The 14197-nt window shown below is 71.7% G+C and carries 12 protein-coding genes; 7 read left to right on the top strand and 5 right to left on the bottom strand.

Translation table 11 applies throughout. The features are described 5' to 3' along the window. The first annotated feature begins 8 nt into the window (after positions 1-8). Entirely contained in the window at positions 9-701 is a 693-nt protein-coding gene (locus ACFYWX_RS33455) for a GntR family transcriptional regulator (RefSeq protein ID WP_389428580.1), read from the top strand. Positions 702-942: 241 nt separating this feature from the next. On the opposite strand, the gene ACFYWX_RS33460 is transcribed toward ACFYWX_RS33455, so the two are convergent. Continuing rightward, positions 943-1224, bottom strand: coding sequence for an HPr family phosphocarrier protein (locus ACFYWX_RS33460; protein ID WP_351909603.1), 282 nt, complete (start codon positions 1222-1224; stop codon positions 943-945). Between the two features lie 176 nt (positions 1225-1400). On the opposite strand from ACFYWX_RS33460, the gene ACFYWX_RS33465 reads away from it, so the two are divergent. From ACFYWX_RS33465 to ACFYWX_RS33480, 4 genes are read left to right on the top strand one after another with little or no spacing between them, the layout of a single operon-like run. After that, positions 1401-4262 (top strand): GNAT family N-acetyltransferase, encoded by a 2862-nt coding sequence (locus tag ACFYWX_RS33465; protein WP_389428581.1) that lies wholly within the window; start codon positions 1401-1403, stop codon positions 4260-4262. A gap of 42 nt (positions 4263-4304) precedes the next feature. Beyond that, positions 4305-4898 (top strand): DUF5998 family protein, encoded by a 594-nt coding sequence (locus ACFYWX_RS33470; protein ID WP_389428582.1) that lies wholly within the window; start codon positions 4305-4307, stop codon positions 4896-4898. Continuing rightward, a complete protein-coding gene (locus ACFYWX_RS33475) occupies positions 4898-6094 on the top strand; it encodes an alkaline phosphatase family protein (RefSeq protein ID WP_389428583.1) in 1197 nt (398 codons plus the stop codon). The genes ACFYWX_RS33470 and ACFYWX_RS33475 overlap by 1 nt, the downstream gene beginning before the upstream one ends. 48 nt (positions 6095-6142) lie before the next feature. After that, entirely contained in the window at positions 6143-6790 is a 648-nt protein-coding gene (locus ACFYWX_RS33480) for a thymidine kinase (protein ID WP_389428584.1), read from the top strand. A 41-nt stretch (positions 6791-6831) separates the two neighbouring features. On the opposite strand, the gene ACFYWX_RS33485 is transcribed toward ACFYWX_RS33480, so the two are convergent. Beyond that, positions 6832-7635, bottom strand: coding sequence for a VOC family protein (locus ACFYWX_RS33485; RefSeq protein WP_389428585.1), 804 nt, complete (start codon positions 7633-7635; stop codon positions 6832-6834). A gap of 299 nt (positions 7636-7934) precedes the next feature. Between ACFYWX_RS33485 and ACFYWX_RS33490 the strand changes: the two genes are divergently transcribed. Beyond that, entirely contained in the window at positions 7935-8786 is an 852-nt protein-coding gene (locus tag ACFYWX_RS33490; protein ID WP_389428586.1) for a sulfurtransferase, read from the top strand. Positions 8787-8876: 90 nt separating this feature from the next. On the opposite strand, the gene sepH is transcribed toward ACFYWX_RS33490, so the two are convergent. The 3 genes from sepH to ACFYWX_RS33505 all read right to left on the bottom strand — a co-directional run bounded on the left by sepH (position 8877) and on the right by ACFYWX_RS33505 (position 12847). Next, entirely contained in the window at positions 8877-9908 is a 1032-nt protein-coding gene (sepH, locus tag ACFYWX_RS33495; RefSeq protein ID WP_389428587.1) for a septation protein SepH, read from the bottom strand. 421 nt (positions 9909-10329) lie between these two features. Continuing rightward, on the bottom strand, positions 10330-11649 hold the full coding sequence (locus tag ACFYWX_RS33500; RefSeq protein WP_389428588.1) for a D-arabinono-1,4-lactone oxidase: 1320 nt from the start codon (positions 11647-11649) through the stop codon (positions 10330-10332). Beyond that, positions 11609-12847, bottom strand: coding sequence for an MFS transporter (locus ACFYWX_RS33505; protein WP_389428589.1), 1239 nt, complete (start codon positions 12845-12847; stop codon positions 11609-11611). Before ACFYWX_RS33505 ends, ACFYWX_RS33500 begins: the two co-directional genes overlap by 41 nt. A gap of 218 nt (positions 12848-13065) precedes the next feature. Between ACFYWX_RS33505 and ACFYWX_RS33510 the strand changes: the two genes are divergently transcribed. Further along, on the top strand, positions 13066-14193 hold the full coding sequence (locus tag ACFYWX_RS33510; protein ID WP_389428590.1) for a ferrochelatase: 1128 nt from the start codon (positions 13066-13068) through the stop codon (positions 14191-14193). Positions 14194-14197: the final 4 nt, after the last annotated feature.

Raw genomic sequence — 14197 nt, forward strand, 5'->3', positions numbered from 1 at the left:
GGTCGGTCATGCGTATTCCGGCGCATTCGGTGTGCACGGCCATCCGGGACGACATCGTCGCGGGTGTCTACGAGCGCGGCAGCCGGCTCACCGAGGAACTCCTCGCGCGCCGCTACGGCGTCTCGCGCGTCCCCGTGCGGGAAGCCCTGCGCACCCTGGAGGCCGAGGGCTTCGTGGTGACCCGGCGGCACGCGGGCGCGTGCGTCGCCGAACCCACCGAGCAGGAGGCCGCCGACCTGCTGGACATGCGCATGCTCCTGGAGCCGCTGGGTGCCTCCCGGGCCGCCCAGCGGCGCACGGAGGCCCATCTGAAGGTGCTGCGCGGCCTCGTGCGACTGGGCCAGGAGCGCGCCAGGCGCGGCAACAGCGAGGATCTGCGCTCATTGGGAAGCTGGTTCCACGAGACGCTCGCACAGGCCTCCGGCAGCCATGCGATGACCTCCATGCTCACCCAGCTGCGCCACAAGATCGCCTGGATGTACGCGGTGGAGGCCCCGGCCAACCCCGTGGAGTCCTGGACGGAGCACGGCGCGATCGTGGACGCGGTGGCGCGCGGCGACGGTGAGCGCGCGCGGGCGATCACGGCGCTGCACACCGAGCGCGCGACCGCCGCGCACCGGCTGCGCTTTTCGGGCGGGGAACACCCGGAGCGTGTGAGGACTTCGCAACATCCCGTAAACATGTCGGGCCAGCGGCATTAACACGGGGGCCGTATACAAAGGGGGGATATTCGGTGGACGTGTATTTCCGCTGCCCTTTTCTCGCGCGCGCCGGGAATTTCCGGTCGCGCGTCACAGGTGTGCCTGCGCGATGTTTTCCGTGCATCACGTCACGCGGCGCCCTTATATGCCTGCGGTAATTCCTCGCGAAAGCGCCGTGAAAACGGCGGAGCCGCGCCGCCCGGAAGGGGCGACACGGCTCCGCGCATGCTGCGAGCGACGCTCACACGGTCTCGGGCAACTCCTCGAGGCCCTCGGCGACCAGCTTCGCCAGACGGTCGAGCGCGGCGTCCGCGCCCTCGGCCTCGGAGGCGAGGACGATCTCCTCGCCGCCCTTGGCACCCAGGCCGAGGACGGCCAGCATGGAGGCCGCGTTGACGGGGTTGCCGTCGGCCTTGGCGATCGTCACCGGGATACCTGCGGCCGTGGCGGCCCGGACGAAGATGGATGCGGGGCGGGCGTGGAGGCCCTCGGCCCAGCCGACGTTGACGCGGCGCTCAGCCATGTGATGCTGCCCTTCGATTCTCAGGTTGTCTAGACCAGTGTTCCACACGTGAAGCGTGGCAGGAACGGTCCTGCGTCCCGTTCCGGATGTGGTCGTCGAACCTCGGCCTAGATCCGACTTCCGTCCTCCACAGACTGCCTCGCGCCGTTGTCGGACGCGAGCCGTACTCTGGCCCCATGCAGAGCGCGTCGGACCGGCACGAGTACCCCGCCCACTGGGAAGCCGACGTGGTGCTGCGCGACGGCGGCACCGCGCGCATCCGCCCCATCACCGTTGATGACGCCGAGCGCCTGGTCAGCTTCTACGAGCAGGTCTCGGACGAGTCGAAGTACTACCGCTTCTTCGCGCCCTACCCGCGCCTGTCCGCCAAGGACGTCCACCGCTTCACGCACCACGACTTTGTGGACCGGGTGGGACTCGCGGCCACGATCGGCGGCGAGTTCATCGCCACCGTACGCTATGACCGCATCGGCGCCCATGGGATGCCCGCCTCCGCCCCCGCCGACGAGGCCGAGGTCGCCTTCCTGGTCCAGGACGCCCACCAGGGACGCGGTGTCGCCTCCGCCCTCCTCGAACACATCGCCGCCGTCGCGCGTGAGCGCGGCATCCGCCGGTTCGCCGCCGAGGTGCTGCCCGCCAACACCAAGATGATCAAGGTGTTCACGGACGCCGGGTACACCCAGAAGCGCAGCTTCGAGGACGGCGTCGTACACCTGGAGTTCGGCCTCGAACCCACCGAACGCTCGCTCGCCGTGCAGTACGCGCGCGAGCACCGCGCCGAGGCACGGTCCGTGCAACGGCTGCTCATGCCCGGTTCCGTCGCCGTCGTCGGCGTCGGCCGCACACCCGGCGGCGTGGGCCGCAGCGTCCTCGGCAACATCCGGGACGCCGGCTTCACCGGTCGCCTGCACGCCGTGAACAAGGCCTTCCCCGAAGAGCTGAAGGAACTCGACGGGGTGCCCGCACACCGCTCGGTGCGCGACATCGAGGGACCCGTCGACCTCGCGGTCGTCGCCGTCCCCGCCGACCACGTGCCCGAAATCGTCGCCGAGTGTGGCGAGCACGGCGTCCAGGGCCTCGTCGTGGTCTCCGCCGGATACGCCGAGAGCGGCCCCGAAGGGCGCGAGCGTCAGCGCCAACTCGTCCGGCACGCACGCGCGTACGGCATGCGGATCATCGGTCCGAACGCCTTCGGGATCATCAACACCTCCCAGGACGTACGGCTGAACGCGTCCCTCGCCCCAGAGATGCCGCGCCCCGGGCGCATCGGACTGTTCGCCCAGTCCGGCGCCATCGGCATCGCACTGCTGTCCCGGCTCCACCGCCGCGGGGGAGGCGTCACCGGCGTCACCGGCGTGTCCACCTTCGTCTCGTCCGGCAACCGCGCGGACGTGTCCGGCAACGACGTCCTCCAGTACTGGTACGACGACCCGGACACCGACGTCGTCCTCATGTACCTCGAGTCCATCGGCAACCCGCGCAAGTTCACCCGCCTCGCACGGCGCACGGCTGCGGCGAAGCCGCTGGTCGTGGTGCAGGGTGCCGGTTCCGCTCCCCAAGGGCACACCGTACGGGCGACGCGGTTGCCGCACGCGACGGTGTCCGCGCTGCTCAGGCAGGCCGGGGTGATCCGGGTGGACACCATCACGGAACTGGTGGACACCGGGCTGCTGCTCGCCCGCCAGCCGCTGCCCACGGGACCGCGCGTGGCGATCCTCGGGAACTCCGAGTCCCTGGGGCAGCTGACGTACGACGCGTGTCTCTCCGAGGGGCTGCGGCCGTTGCCGCCGCTCGACCTGACGACGGGTGCGTCGGCGGAGGACTTCCGGGGGGCGCTGGCGCGCGCGTTGGCCGATGAGACCTGCGACGCGGTGATCGTGACGGCGATCCCGGCGATCGGGGAGGCGTCGCCGGGGGATGCGGAGTTGGCGGAGGCGTTGCGGTCGGCTGCGGGGGCTGCGCCTGCCAAGCCGGTGATGGTGGTGCACGTGGAGCTCGGAGGGCTTGCGGAGGCGTTGTCGGCGGCGGCGAGTACTGCACCACAGGTTGGTTCCCAGACACCCGGCGTTGCGGGCGGTGCCCACCCTCCCCCACTCTCGGCTTCGCTCGAGCGGGGGGACCCCCATCGCCCTGCGGAACGCCTGCCCACCGCGGTACCGGACCCCCCTGCCGACTCCCGTCTCATCCCCGCCTACCCCGCCGCCGAGCGCGCCGTCCGTGCCCTTGCCGAAGGGGTGAAGTACGCGCGGTGGCGGCGGGAGGCCGCTGAGCCGGGGAAGGTGCCCGAGTACGAGGACATCGACGAGAAGGGGGCCGCCGAGCTGATCGGTGGGCTGCTCGCGCGCGGGCAGGGGCTCACGCTCGGTACGGAGGCGACCTGCGAGCTGCTGAGGATGTACGGCGTCCACGTGCACCGCGCCGTGGCCGCACCCACCGCCGACGACGCCGTCGCCGCCGCCCGCACCCTCGGCTACCCCGTGGCCCTCAAGGCCACCGCCCCGCACCTGCGACACCGCGCCGACCTGGGCGGCGTACGGCTGGACCTCGCCGACGAGGGGCAACTGCGGCGGGCGTACGCCGAGTTGACCGGCCTGTTCGGGAAGCCGGAGGAGCTGCGGCCGGTCGTGCAGCGGATGGCCCCGCGCGGAGTGGACACCGTCGTACGGGCGGTCATCGACCCGGCGGCAGGCGCGGTGCTCTCCTTCGGACTCGCCGGTGCCGCCTCCCAGCTGCTAGGGGACATGGCGCACCGGCTCGTCCCCGTCACCGACCGGGACGCGACCTCCTTGATCCGCTCGATCCGGACCGCGCCGCTCCTGTTCGGCTGGCGCGGCTCGACGCCCGTGGACACGCCCGCGCTGGAGGAGCTGCTGCTGCGCGTGTCGCGGCTGGTCGACGACCACCCGGAGGTCGTCGCGGTCACCCTGGAACCGGTCGTCGTCGCCCCGCGCGGGCTGAGCGTGCTCGGCGCCTCCGTGCGCCTGGCGCAGCCCCCCGCCCGCGACGACCTCGGCCCGCGGACGCTTCCCGCGTACTGAGCGGCCACGAGCGGTCCCTCGCAGTCAGTGCACCCCCGTAGAATGGAGGGCATGGCCAAGACCAGTACGACGACCCAGGGGCTGCGTGCGGCGATCGAGCGCAGCGGCTACTACCCGGCCCTCGTGGCCGAGGCGGTGGAGGCCGCCGTGGGCGGCGAGCCCATCCGGTCGTACCTGGTCCACCAGGAGACGACGTTCGACCAGAACGAGGTGCGGCGGCACGTGACCGTGCTGGTCCTCACCGGCAACCGTTTCATCGTCAGCCACACCGACGAGCAGGCCGCCGACACCACCTCCCCGACGCCGTACGCCACCACGTCCACGGAGTCCGTGAAGCTCGGCCGGATCTCCTCGGTCGTCGTCAGCCGCGTCGTCGCCAACCCTGAGTCCTACAAGCCGGGCACGCTGCCCCGCGAGGTCGTGCTGACCATCGGCTGGGGCGCCGTCTCCCGCATCGACCTGGAGCCCGCCGCCTGCGGCGACCCCAACTGCGACGCCGACCACGGATACACGGGCAACTCGACCGCCGACGACCTCAGCCTGCGCGTCAGCGAGGCCGGGGACGGCCCCGAGACGGTGCGCCAGGCCCTCGCCTTCGCGCAGTCGCTCTCCGAGGCGACCGCGGACCTCACCTGATGGTCCAGTCCGCCCCCTGGGACCACCCGGAACCACTCGCCCTCGACTCCGCGCCGCTCCCCGAGTACGGCAGCGGCTCCCTCGCCGACCTGCTCCCCACGCTGGCCGCGGGCATGGGCGTACCGGCGATGAAGGCCGCCATCCAGGAGCTCACCCCCGCCGACCGGAACTGCGTGTTCCTGATCGACGGCCTGGGCTGGGAGCAGCTGAAGGCGCACCGGGACGAGGCCCCGTTCCTGACCTCGCTCCTCTCGAGCTCCCGCGGGGGCACCGGCCGCCCGCTCACCGCCGGCTACCCGGCGACCACCGCGACCTCCCTCGCCTCCGTCGGCACCGGCCTCCCGCCCGGCGCGCACGGTCTGCCCGGGTACACGGTGCGTGACCCGGCCACCGGCGCGCTGATGAACCAGCTGCGCTGGCAGCCGTGGACGTCGCCGCGCGTCTGGCAGCCGTACCCCACCGTCTTCCAGCTGGCCGACCAGGCGGGCGTGCACGCCGCGCAGGTGTCGTCCCCCACCTTCGCGAACACCCCGCTCACCAAGGTCGCGCTCAGTGGCGGAACGTTCCTGGGGCGGTTGACCGGCGAGGAGCGCATGGACCTCGCGGCCGAGCAACTGGCCGCCGGTGACCGCTCCCTGGTCTACACGTACTACGCCGAGCTGGACGGCGCCGGCCACCGCTACGGCGTGGACTCGGACACCTGGCGCGGTCAGCTCATGTACGTCGACCGGCTCGTCCAGCGTCTGGCCGAGCAGTTGCCACCGCGCACCGCGCTCTACGTCACCGCCGACCACGGCATGGTCGACGTGCCCTTCGACGAGCAGCACCGCATCGACTTCGACGAGGACTGGGAGCTGCGCGCCGGGGTCGCCCTGCTGGGCGGCGAAGGCCGCGCCCGCCACGTCTACGCGGTCCCGGGCGCCGGGAACGACGTCGTGGCCTGCTGGCGCGAGGTGCTCGGCGAGCAGTTCTGGGTGGCCTCGCGGGACGAGGCGATCACGGCGGGCTGGTTCGGTCCGCCCGACCGGTTCGACGAACGCGTGTACGCCCGTATCGGCGACGTGGTCGCGGCCGCGCACGACGACGTGCTGCTCATCGCCTCCGAGCGGGAGCCCAAGGAGTCGGCGATGGTCGGCAACCACGGTTCCATGACCCCTGCCGAGCAACTGGTTCCCCTGCTCGAAGTACGCTCCTGACGTACCCGCCTCCTTACGCCCCCTTCGCCGAAAGGTGCTCAACTCACCATGTCCGAGCTGGTGTTCTTCTCCGGAACCATGGACTGCGGGAAGTCGACACTGGCTCTCCAGATCGAGCACAACCGCTCCGCGCGCGGTCTGCAGGGCGTGATCCTCACCCGCGACGACCGCGCGGGCGAGGGCAAGTTGTCCTCCCGCCTCGGCCTGGTCACCGACGCGGTCGAGGTCGAGGACGGACAGGACCTCTACGCGTACATCGTCGACCACCTCTCCCAGGGCGGCCGCGCGGACTACGTGATCGCGGACGAGGCGCAGTTCCTGGCGCCGGAGCAGATCGACCAGCTCGCGCGCGTGGTCGACGACCTCAGCATCGACGTGTACGCCTTCGGCATCACGACCGACTTCCGCTCCAAGCTGTTCCCTGGCTCCCAGCGGCTCGTGGAGCTCGCCGACCGGGTGGAGGTGCTCCAGGTCGAGGCCCTGTGCTGGTGCGGCGCCCGCGCCACGCACAACGCCCGCACGATAGGGGGCGTCATGGTCATTGAGGGCGCCCAGGTGGTCGTCGGCGACGTCAACCAGGCGGACGCCATCGGCTACGAGGTGCTGTGCCGTCGGCACCACAGGCGCCGTATGACGGCCGCCTCGGCCCGGGCCGCGGTGTTGTCGCCGGACGTGCTGCCGGTCTCCGCCGTCTAGGGAGGAGCGCCGCCGCCGCGCGCGGGCCGGCGCCTTCGGCGTCAGCGGGGGCTCTGAATCAGGGAGAAGAGGGCGCCCTCAGGGTCGGCCGCGGTGGCCACACGGCCGTGGGCGCTGTCGTGTGCCCCCTGGAGGACATGGCCGCCGAGGTCGACGAGCAGGTCCAGTGCCTCGTCCGTGTCGGCCACTTCGAAGTACGTCAGCCAGTGCGGCCCCCGGTCCCGGGGCAGGGTGTGGCCCACGCCGTGGACTCCGGCGACCGGGCGGCCGTCGACCTGCAGGGTGACGTAGTCGAAGTCGGCGGAGACCACCGGCTCCTCCTCGTAGCCGAACACCGTCTTGTAGAACTTGGTGACGCTCGCGGTCTCGAAGGTCAGCAGTTCGTTCCACGCGGGTGTGCCGGGCACGCCGGTGATGCGTGTGCCGCCGTGCGCCGCCGCCTGCCAGATACCGAAGACGGCGCCCGAGGGGTCGGAGCCGATAGCGAGACGCCCGGCCTCGGCGGCGTCCAACGGACCGACGCCGACGGTGCCGCCGCACAGCCGTACCGTTTCGGCCGTCAAATCCACGTCGTCGGAGGCGAGGTAGGGCGTCCAGGCGATGGGGAGATGCCGGTCGGGGGGCAGCTGCCCGATGCCGGCCACCTCGCGGCCGTCGAGCAGGGCCCGTACGTAGGGCCCGAGTTGCTGAGGGCCGGGCTCGAACTCCCAGCCGAACAGCCCACGGTAGAACTCCTGGGTCGCGGCCAGCCCGTGCACCATCAGACTCACCCAGCAGGGCGTGCCGGGCATGTACCGAGCGTGCGCTTCGCCGTTCAGGCCGGCCGACCCCCGTGCCTCGGTCATCGTCACTCTCTTCTCGGCCCCTTGCGGTGGCCGCGTTTTCGCTTCCGCTGTCCGGACCCCGTGCCGACGCTCGCACCACCCGTCGTGCCGGGCGCCCGGGCGCGCCGCCGGGTATGCCGGCCCGTGACCGTAGGGTGCCCTGTGTGCGGTTCCCGGTCCGTTTCCGCGCGCTTGCCGACGGGTGCCGATCGGTTGTACCGCACGTGCCCGATACGGTACGCCCCGTGATCGGGCCTGTCCGGCGGAGCAGAGTAGCCGGACGCGGACGCTGCGGCCACCCCGTGCGCGAGGATGGGGCCATGAACGCCATCATCTCCGCATCCGAACTCGAGGGCGCCCTGGCGGGGGAGAACCCGCCGGTGCTGCTCGACGTCCGCTGGCAGCTCAGCCTGGCCAAGGCGGCCGGGGAGCCGCCCTTCGACGGCCGGGCCGAGTACGCGGCCGGGCACATCCCCGGCGCCGTCTACGTGGACCTGGACCGGGAACTGGCCGCCGCGCCCGGCGAGCGGGGCCGGCACCCGCTGCCCGAGGTGTCGGAGTTCGGCGCGGCCATGCGCCGGGCCGGGGTGTCGGCCGCGAAGCCGGTCGTCGTGTACGACGGCGGACAGGGCTGGGCGGCGGCCCGCGCGTGGTGGATGCTGCGCTGGACGGGTCACCCGGACGTGCGGGTCCTCGACGGCGGGTTGCCGTCCTGGAAGGAACAGTTGTCGGTGGAGGTGCCCACGCCCGCCGAGGGCGACTTCGAGCCGGTGCCCGCCCCCGCGGACCTGCTCGACGCGGACGAGGCCGCCGCGCTGGCCCGTGCCGGAGTGCTCTTCGACGCGCGCGCGGGGGAGCGCTACCGCGGGGAGGTGGAGCCGATCGACCGGGTCGGCGGTCACATTCCGGGGGCGGTCTCGGCGCCCACCAGCGAGAACGTGGGGCCGGACGGCCGGTTCCTGCCCGCCGAGGAGCTGAGGGCGCGCTTCAAGGCGTTGGGGGCTTCCGACGGCACCGAGGTGGGCGTCTACTGCGGCTCGGGCGTCTCGGGGGCGCACGAGGTGCTGGCGCTGGCGGTGGCCGGGGTTCCGTCAGCCCTCTACGTCGGCTCCTGGTCGGAATGGTCCTCGGACCCCTCCCGACCCGTCGCCGTGGGACCCGACCCTCAGTAGTTCCGGAACTGGCCACGCAGGCACACGGACAACGCACACGGACAGGGCCCGCGCCTCTTCGACGCGGGCCCGACGTCCTCGTACGGGCTGCTACTCCTGCTTCTTGCGCCGTGTCCCGAACACGATCTCGTCCCAGCTCGGGACCGCAGCCCGGCGACCGGGACGGACGCCGTCCGCCTCGGCCTGGCGGTCGGTGGAGCCGACCAGCCGGTCGCGGTGGCTGCTGACCGAGCGGGGCATGAGGACGTCCGCGTACGCGGAACCGGCGGAGGCGGCGGGAGCCGGGGGCTCCTCCTCGACGGCGGCCGGCTCGTCCGGTGGTTCCTCCGAGGACTCCGCCGGGCGTTCCGGGACGACCATGTCGCCTCTGAAGCTCGGCACCGCCTCCAACAGGCTGGTCAGCGAGTCCCGTTCGCTCGTGCTCTCCTCGGCCGGCTCGGACGCCTGTGCCGGCAGGCTCGGCCGCTCGGGGCCGCGCTCGAGCGTGCGGTCGCGCGGCAGCCGGGCGATGCGCGGTACGAACGGAAAGCTGGGCTCGGGTGCGGCGAGGTCGTCGGACTCGCCGATCAGCGAGCGCGCCTCGTCGTCGACGGCCTGGACGAGTCTGCGTGGAGGGTCGTACGTCCAGCTCGCCGAGTGCGGTTCGCCCGCGACCAGGTAGACAAGCAGGACCTCCCAGGTGCCGTCGTCGCGGCGCCAGGAGTCCCACTGCACGGTGTCCTTGTCGGCGCCGCGCAGCAGCAGTCGCTCCTGGACGGCCTCGCCGAGTTGAGGTCCGGCGTTCTCGCCGGGGCGGCGGACGGGTGTCTTGCGGGCCCGCTCGGCCATGAACGCCCGCTCGGCCAGCACGGGGCCCTCGAAGCGGCGTACGCGATCGACGGGGATGCCGGCCATCTGGGCGACTTCCTCCGCCGTCGCGCCGGCACGTATACGCGCCTGGATGTCACGGGGGCGGAGATGGCTCTCCACCTCGATCTCGATCTGGCCGAGGCGGGGACGGTCGCCGCGGACGGCAGCACGCAGACGCTCGTCGATGGGAAGCGTGTACTCCGTGCTGTCCGCAGCCTTCAGCACCAGCCGTGTGCCGTCATTGGAGACGGCCACGACACGCAGTTCGGGCATGGGGACCTCCCGGGTGGTGCCTGCCGACGTCACGTGCGTCGCTGCTTCCGCTAGTCGAGTGTGGCCTGCCCGGGTGCAGCCTGCCACAACCTTGCCGTGTTGCCCGGCGTGTCGGGCGCGGGCCCTGTATCGCCGTTATGGCACGGTTACCAATTCGCAACGCTAAGTGACCAACTCCGTCACCCTGTGCAACTAGCCCCCTCCCGGCGATCCAGCAAGGCCCGGAACATCCTGGCGGGAGACCGGGCCCAGGGCTCGCAACAGTACTCCATTTGGGCCACGTGCGTGGATTGGCACGCCGCCCAACTTCTCGCAAGAGAGGGGACCTGGCCGCCTGTCACGCGATTTTCGGGATCTTGAAAGTGGCGTACTTCACGCAATCCACGGAAACGGAACTATTGTTGCGTCCCCCTCGGCCCTCCTACGCCCCCAAAACCCTGCGCAGGTAGTCGTTCTGGAACCGCCGGTCCGGGTCGAGTCGGTCCCGCAGCGCCGTGAACTCGCCGAAGCGCGGATACACCCTCGCGAAGTACTCCGCGTCCCGCGTGTGCACCTTGCCCCAGTGCGGCCGGCCCTCGTGCGCGGTGAAGATGCGCTCCGCGGCCGTGAAGTACCCCTGATAGGGCGTGCCCTTGACCATGTGGACGGCGATGTAGGCGCTGTCGCGCCCCGAGGCCGTGGACAGGGTGATGTCGTCGGCGGGAGCGGTGCGCACCTCCACCGGGAAGCTGATCCGCACGGGGGAGCGGTCGATCATGGCCTTCAGCTCGCGCAGCGCCTCGGTCACGGCCTCGCGCGGGACGGCGTACTCCATCTCCACGAAGCGCACCCGGCGCGGAGAGGTGAAGACCTTGTAGGGGATGTCGGTGTAGGTGCGCGCGGACAGGGCCTTGCTGGAGATCTGCGCGATCGTCGGGATCGTGCCGGGCACCGCCCGGCCCACCCACTGGGCCACCTGGAAGACGCCGTTGGAGAGGAACTCGTCCTCGAACCAGCCCTGGAGCTGCGGCACCGGCTTCTCCGGACCCGCGCTGCGGTTGTTGCGCTTGGTGTTGGTGTTGCCGGTGTGCGGGAACCAGTAGAACTCGAAGTGCTCGTTCTCCGCCCAGAGTTGGTCGAAGTCGGCGAGGACCTTGTCGAACGGCATCGGCTCCTCGCGTGCCGTGAGCAGGAAGATCGGCTCCACGGCGAACGTGATCGCGGTGACGACGCCGAGGGCGCCCAGGCCGATACGGGCGGCCGCGAAGACCTCGGGGTTCTCCTTCTCGGAACAGGTGAGCACCGAACCGTCGGCCGTGACCAGTTCCAGCCCCCTGATCTGCGCGGCGATCGAGCCGGACTCGCGGCCCGTGCCGTGCGTGCCGGTGCTGGTCGCGCCGGAGACCGTCTGGTCCATGATGTCGCCCATGTTGGTGAGCGACAGGCCTTCGCGCGCGAGAGCCGCATTGAGTCTCTTGAGCGGGGTTCCGGCCTCGACCGTGACGGTCCCCGCCTCCCGGTCGATGTTGCGGATGCCGGTCAACAGTTGAGGGCGGATCAACAACCCGTCGGTGGCGGCGATCGACGTGAACGAGTGCCCCGTTCCGACCGCCTTGACCTTCAGGCCGTCCTCGGCGGCCCGCCGTACGGCCGCGGCGAGTTCCTCGACGGAGGCGGGCGTGACCTCCCGCGCGGGGCGGGCGGTGACATTGCCTCCCCAGTTACGCCACGTGCCGTTCCTGCCGCTCGCTGTGCTGCTCAACGGTGCCTCCCCGACGCGGAGCCGGCCTGCTGAGCCGGCGGTACCCCAGGAAACCGACCGCGACCGCGACGGCTCCGGACACCGCCGGAACCCCGTACCCGGCACGCGCGCCGGCCGCGTCGATCACCCAGCCGGCCACGGAGGAGCCGAGCGCGACCCCGACGGCGAGCCCGGTGCTCACCCAGGTCATGCCCTCGGTCAGTTGCGCGCGTGGTACGTGCTCCTCGATGAGGGACATGGTCGTGATCATCGTGGGTGCGATGGACAGTCCCGCAACGAAGAGCGCCACGGCCAGAAACGGCAAGTTTCCGACCAGTAGGAGGGGGATCATACTAACGGCCATCATGAAGACGCCCAGCAGCCAGCGACGTTCGGGCGCCCCCTTGAAGTGCCGCAGCCCGAACACGATGCCCGCCACGCACGATCCCGCCGCATAGAGCGCGAGGACCACGCTCGCGGCACCCTTGTGGCCCCGCTCGTCGGCGAAGGCGACGGTGACCACGTCGACGGCCCCGAAGATCGCCCCGGTCGCCACGAAGGTGGCCACCAGGACCTGGAGCCCGGCCGAGCGCAGCGCCGTGCCGCCACCGCGGTGCTCGCGCGGATGCGGCGCGGGCTCGGTGGCGCGCTGCGCGGTCAGCCAGAAGACGCCGACGGCGAGGAAGCAGGCCGCCAGCAGCGGCCCCGCCTCCGGGAACCAGGCCGTCGACAGACCGATGGAGATGATCGGCCCGAAGATGAAGCACACCTCGTCCACCACGGACTCGAAGGAGTACGCGGTGTGCAGCTGCGGGGTGCCCCGGTACAGCGCCGCCCAGCGCGCGCGGATCATCGCCCCGAGGCTCGGCACGGAGCCGACGCCGGCGGAGCAGACGAACAGCACCCAGTCCGGCCAGCGGTAGTGCGCGGCGAGCAGCAGCACGGCCGACGAGGCGAGCGCGACGAGCGTCGCCGGACGCAGCACCCTGCGCTGCCCGTACTGGTCCACCAGCCGTGAGATCTGCGGCCCGAGCACCGCGGCGGCCAACGCGATGGTCGCCGACAGCGCACCCGCGAGCCCGTAGCGCCCGGTCAGCTGGGAGATCATCGTGACCACGCCGATGCCCATCATCGACAGCGGCATCCGGCCGACGAACCCCGCGGCGGAGAAGCCCTTGGAGCCGGGCGCGGCGAACAGGGCGAGGTAGGGGCTGGGCACGTGGCTCTCCGGTGGTCCGGTCACGCGTGGACGACGGCTCGGCACGGCGTGAACGAAGGCGGCTCGTAAGGTCCGAATGCAGCTGATACAACTTACGAGAGTTAGGTCACCCTAACTCACTGCCGAGCCGTCGGCGGCCGACCGGCGAAAACAGGCCGGTACCCCACTGGTCACCCCACCGTTTCCCGGCTGTCGGTGCCGGGTGGCAGGATCGACTCATGCCAGACGCGCTCGATGCCAGCCCCTACGACGCCCTGCTCCTGCTCTCCTTCGGCGGCCCGGAAGGCCCGGACGACGTCGTCCCCTTCCTGGAGAACGTGACGCGAGGGCGCGGCATCCCCAGGGAACGCCTCAAGGAAGTCGGTCAGCACTACTTCCTGTTCGGCGGGGTCAGCCCCATCAACGACCAGAACCGCGCCCTGCTGGACGCCCTGCGCAAGGACTTCGCCGACCACGGCCTGGATCTGCCGATCCACTGGGGCAACCGCAACTGGGCCCCGTACCTGACCGACACCCTGCGCGAGATGGTCGCCGACGGCCGCCGCCGCATCCTCGTCCTCGCCACCAGCGCCTACGCCTCGTACTCCGGCTGCCGCCAGTACCGCGAGAACCTCGCCGACGCGCTGGCCGCCCTGGAGGCCGAGGGCCTCGACCTGCCGAAGGTCGACAAGCTGCGCCACTACTTCAACCACCCCGGCTTCCTCGAGCCCATGATCGACGGCGTGATCGAGTCCCTCGCCGACCTCCCCGAGGAGGTCCGGGACGGCGCCCACATCGCGTTCACGACCCACTCCATCCCCACCGCGTCCGCCGACACCTCCGGCCCGGTCGAGGACCACGGCGACGGCGGCGCGTACGTCAGGCAGCACCTGGACGTGGCACGGCTCGTCGCCGACGCCGTCCGCGAGCGCACCGGCGTCGACCACCCCTGGCAGCTCGTCTACCAGTCCCGCTCCGGCGCCCCGCACATCCCCTGGCTGGAGCCCGACATCTGCGACCACCTGGAGGAGCGCCACGCCGCCGGAGTCCCCGCCGTCGTGATGGCCCCCATCGGCTTCGTCTCCGACCACATGGAGGTCCTCTACGACCTCGACACGGAGGCCAGGGCCAAGGCCGAGGAACTGGGCCTGCCGGTGCGCCGCTCGGCCACGGTCGGCGCCGATGCGCGGTTCGCCGCCGCGATCCGCGAGCTCGTCCTGGAGCGCGCCGCGGTCGAGAGCGGCCACGAGGTCACACCCTGCGCCCTGGGTGCCCTCGGTTCGAGCCACCACCTCTGCCCGGTGGGCTGCTGCCCGGCCCGCGCCCCCCGCCCCGCCGCCGCGGGCGCCGACAGCCCCTACGCATGAGGAG

The sequence above is a fragment of the Streptomyces sp. NPDC002888 genome (assembly GCF_042888465.1).
Lineage (GTDB): Bacteria > Actinomycetota > Actinomycetes > Streptomycetales > Streptomycetaceae > Streptomyces.

Bases quoted from the DNA above. Each gene is read 5' to 3' on its own strand.
- ACFYWX_RS33455 (WP_389428580.1), top strand. From the start codon at position 9: ATGCGTATTCCGGCGCATTCGGTGTGCACGGCCATCCGGGACGACATC.
- ACFYWX_RS33460 (WP_351909603.1), bottom strand. From the start codon at position 1,224: ATGGCTGAGCGCCGCGTCAACGTCGGCTGGGCCGAGGGCCTCCACGCC.
- ACFYWX_RS33465 (WP_389428581.1), top strand. From the start codon at position 1,401: ATGCAGAGCGCGTCGGACCGGCACGAGTACCCCGCCCACTGGGAAGCC.
- ACFYWX_RS33470 (WP_389428582.1), top strand. From the start codon at position 4,305: ATGGAGGGCATGGCCAAGACCAGTACGACGACCCAGGGGCTGCGTGCG.
- ACFYWX_RS33475 (WP_389428583.1), top strand. From the start codon at position 4,898: ATGGTCCAGTCCGCCCCCTGGGACCACCCGGAACCACTCGCCCTCGAC.
- ACFYWX_RS33480 (WP_389428584.1), top strand. From the start codon at position 6,143: ATGTCCGAGCTGGTGTTCTTCTCCGGAACCATGGACTGCGGGAAGTCG.
- ACFYWX_RS33485 (WP_389428585.1), bottom strand. From the start codon at position 7,635: ATGACCGAGGCACGGGGGTCGGCCGGCCTGAACGGCGAAGCGCACGCT.
- ACFYWX_RS33490 (WP_389428586.1), top strand. From the start codon at position 7,935: ATGAACGCCATCATCTCCGCATCCGAACTCGAGGGCGCCCTGGCGGGG.
- sepH (WP_389428587.1), bottom strand. From the start codon at position 9,908: ATGCCCGAACTGCGTGTCGTGGCCGTCTCCAATGACGGCACACGGCTG.
- ACFYWX_RS33510 (WP_389428590.1), top strand. From the start codon at position 13,066: ATGCCAGACGCGCTCGATGCCAGCCCCTACGACGCCCTGCTCCTGCTC.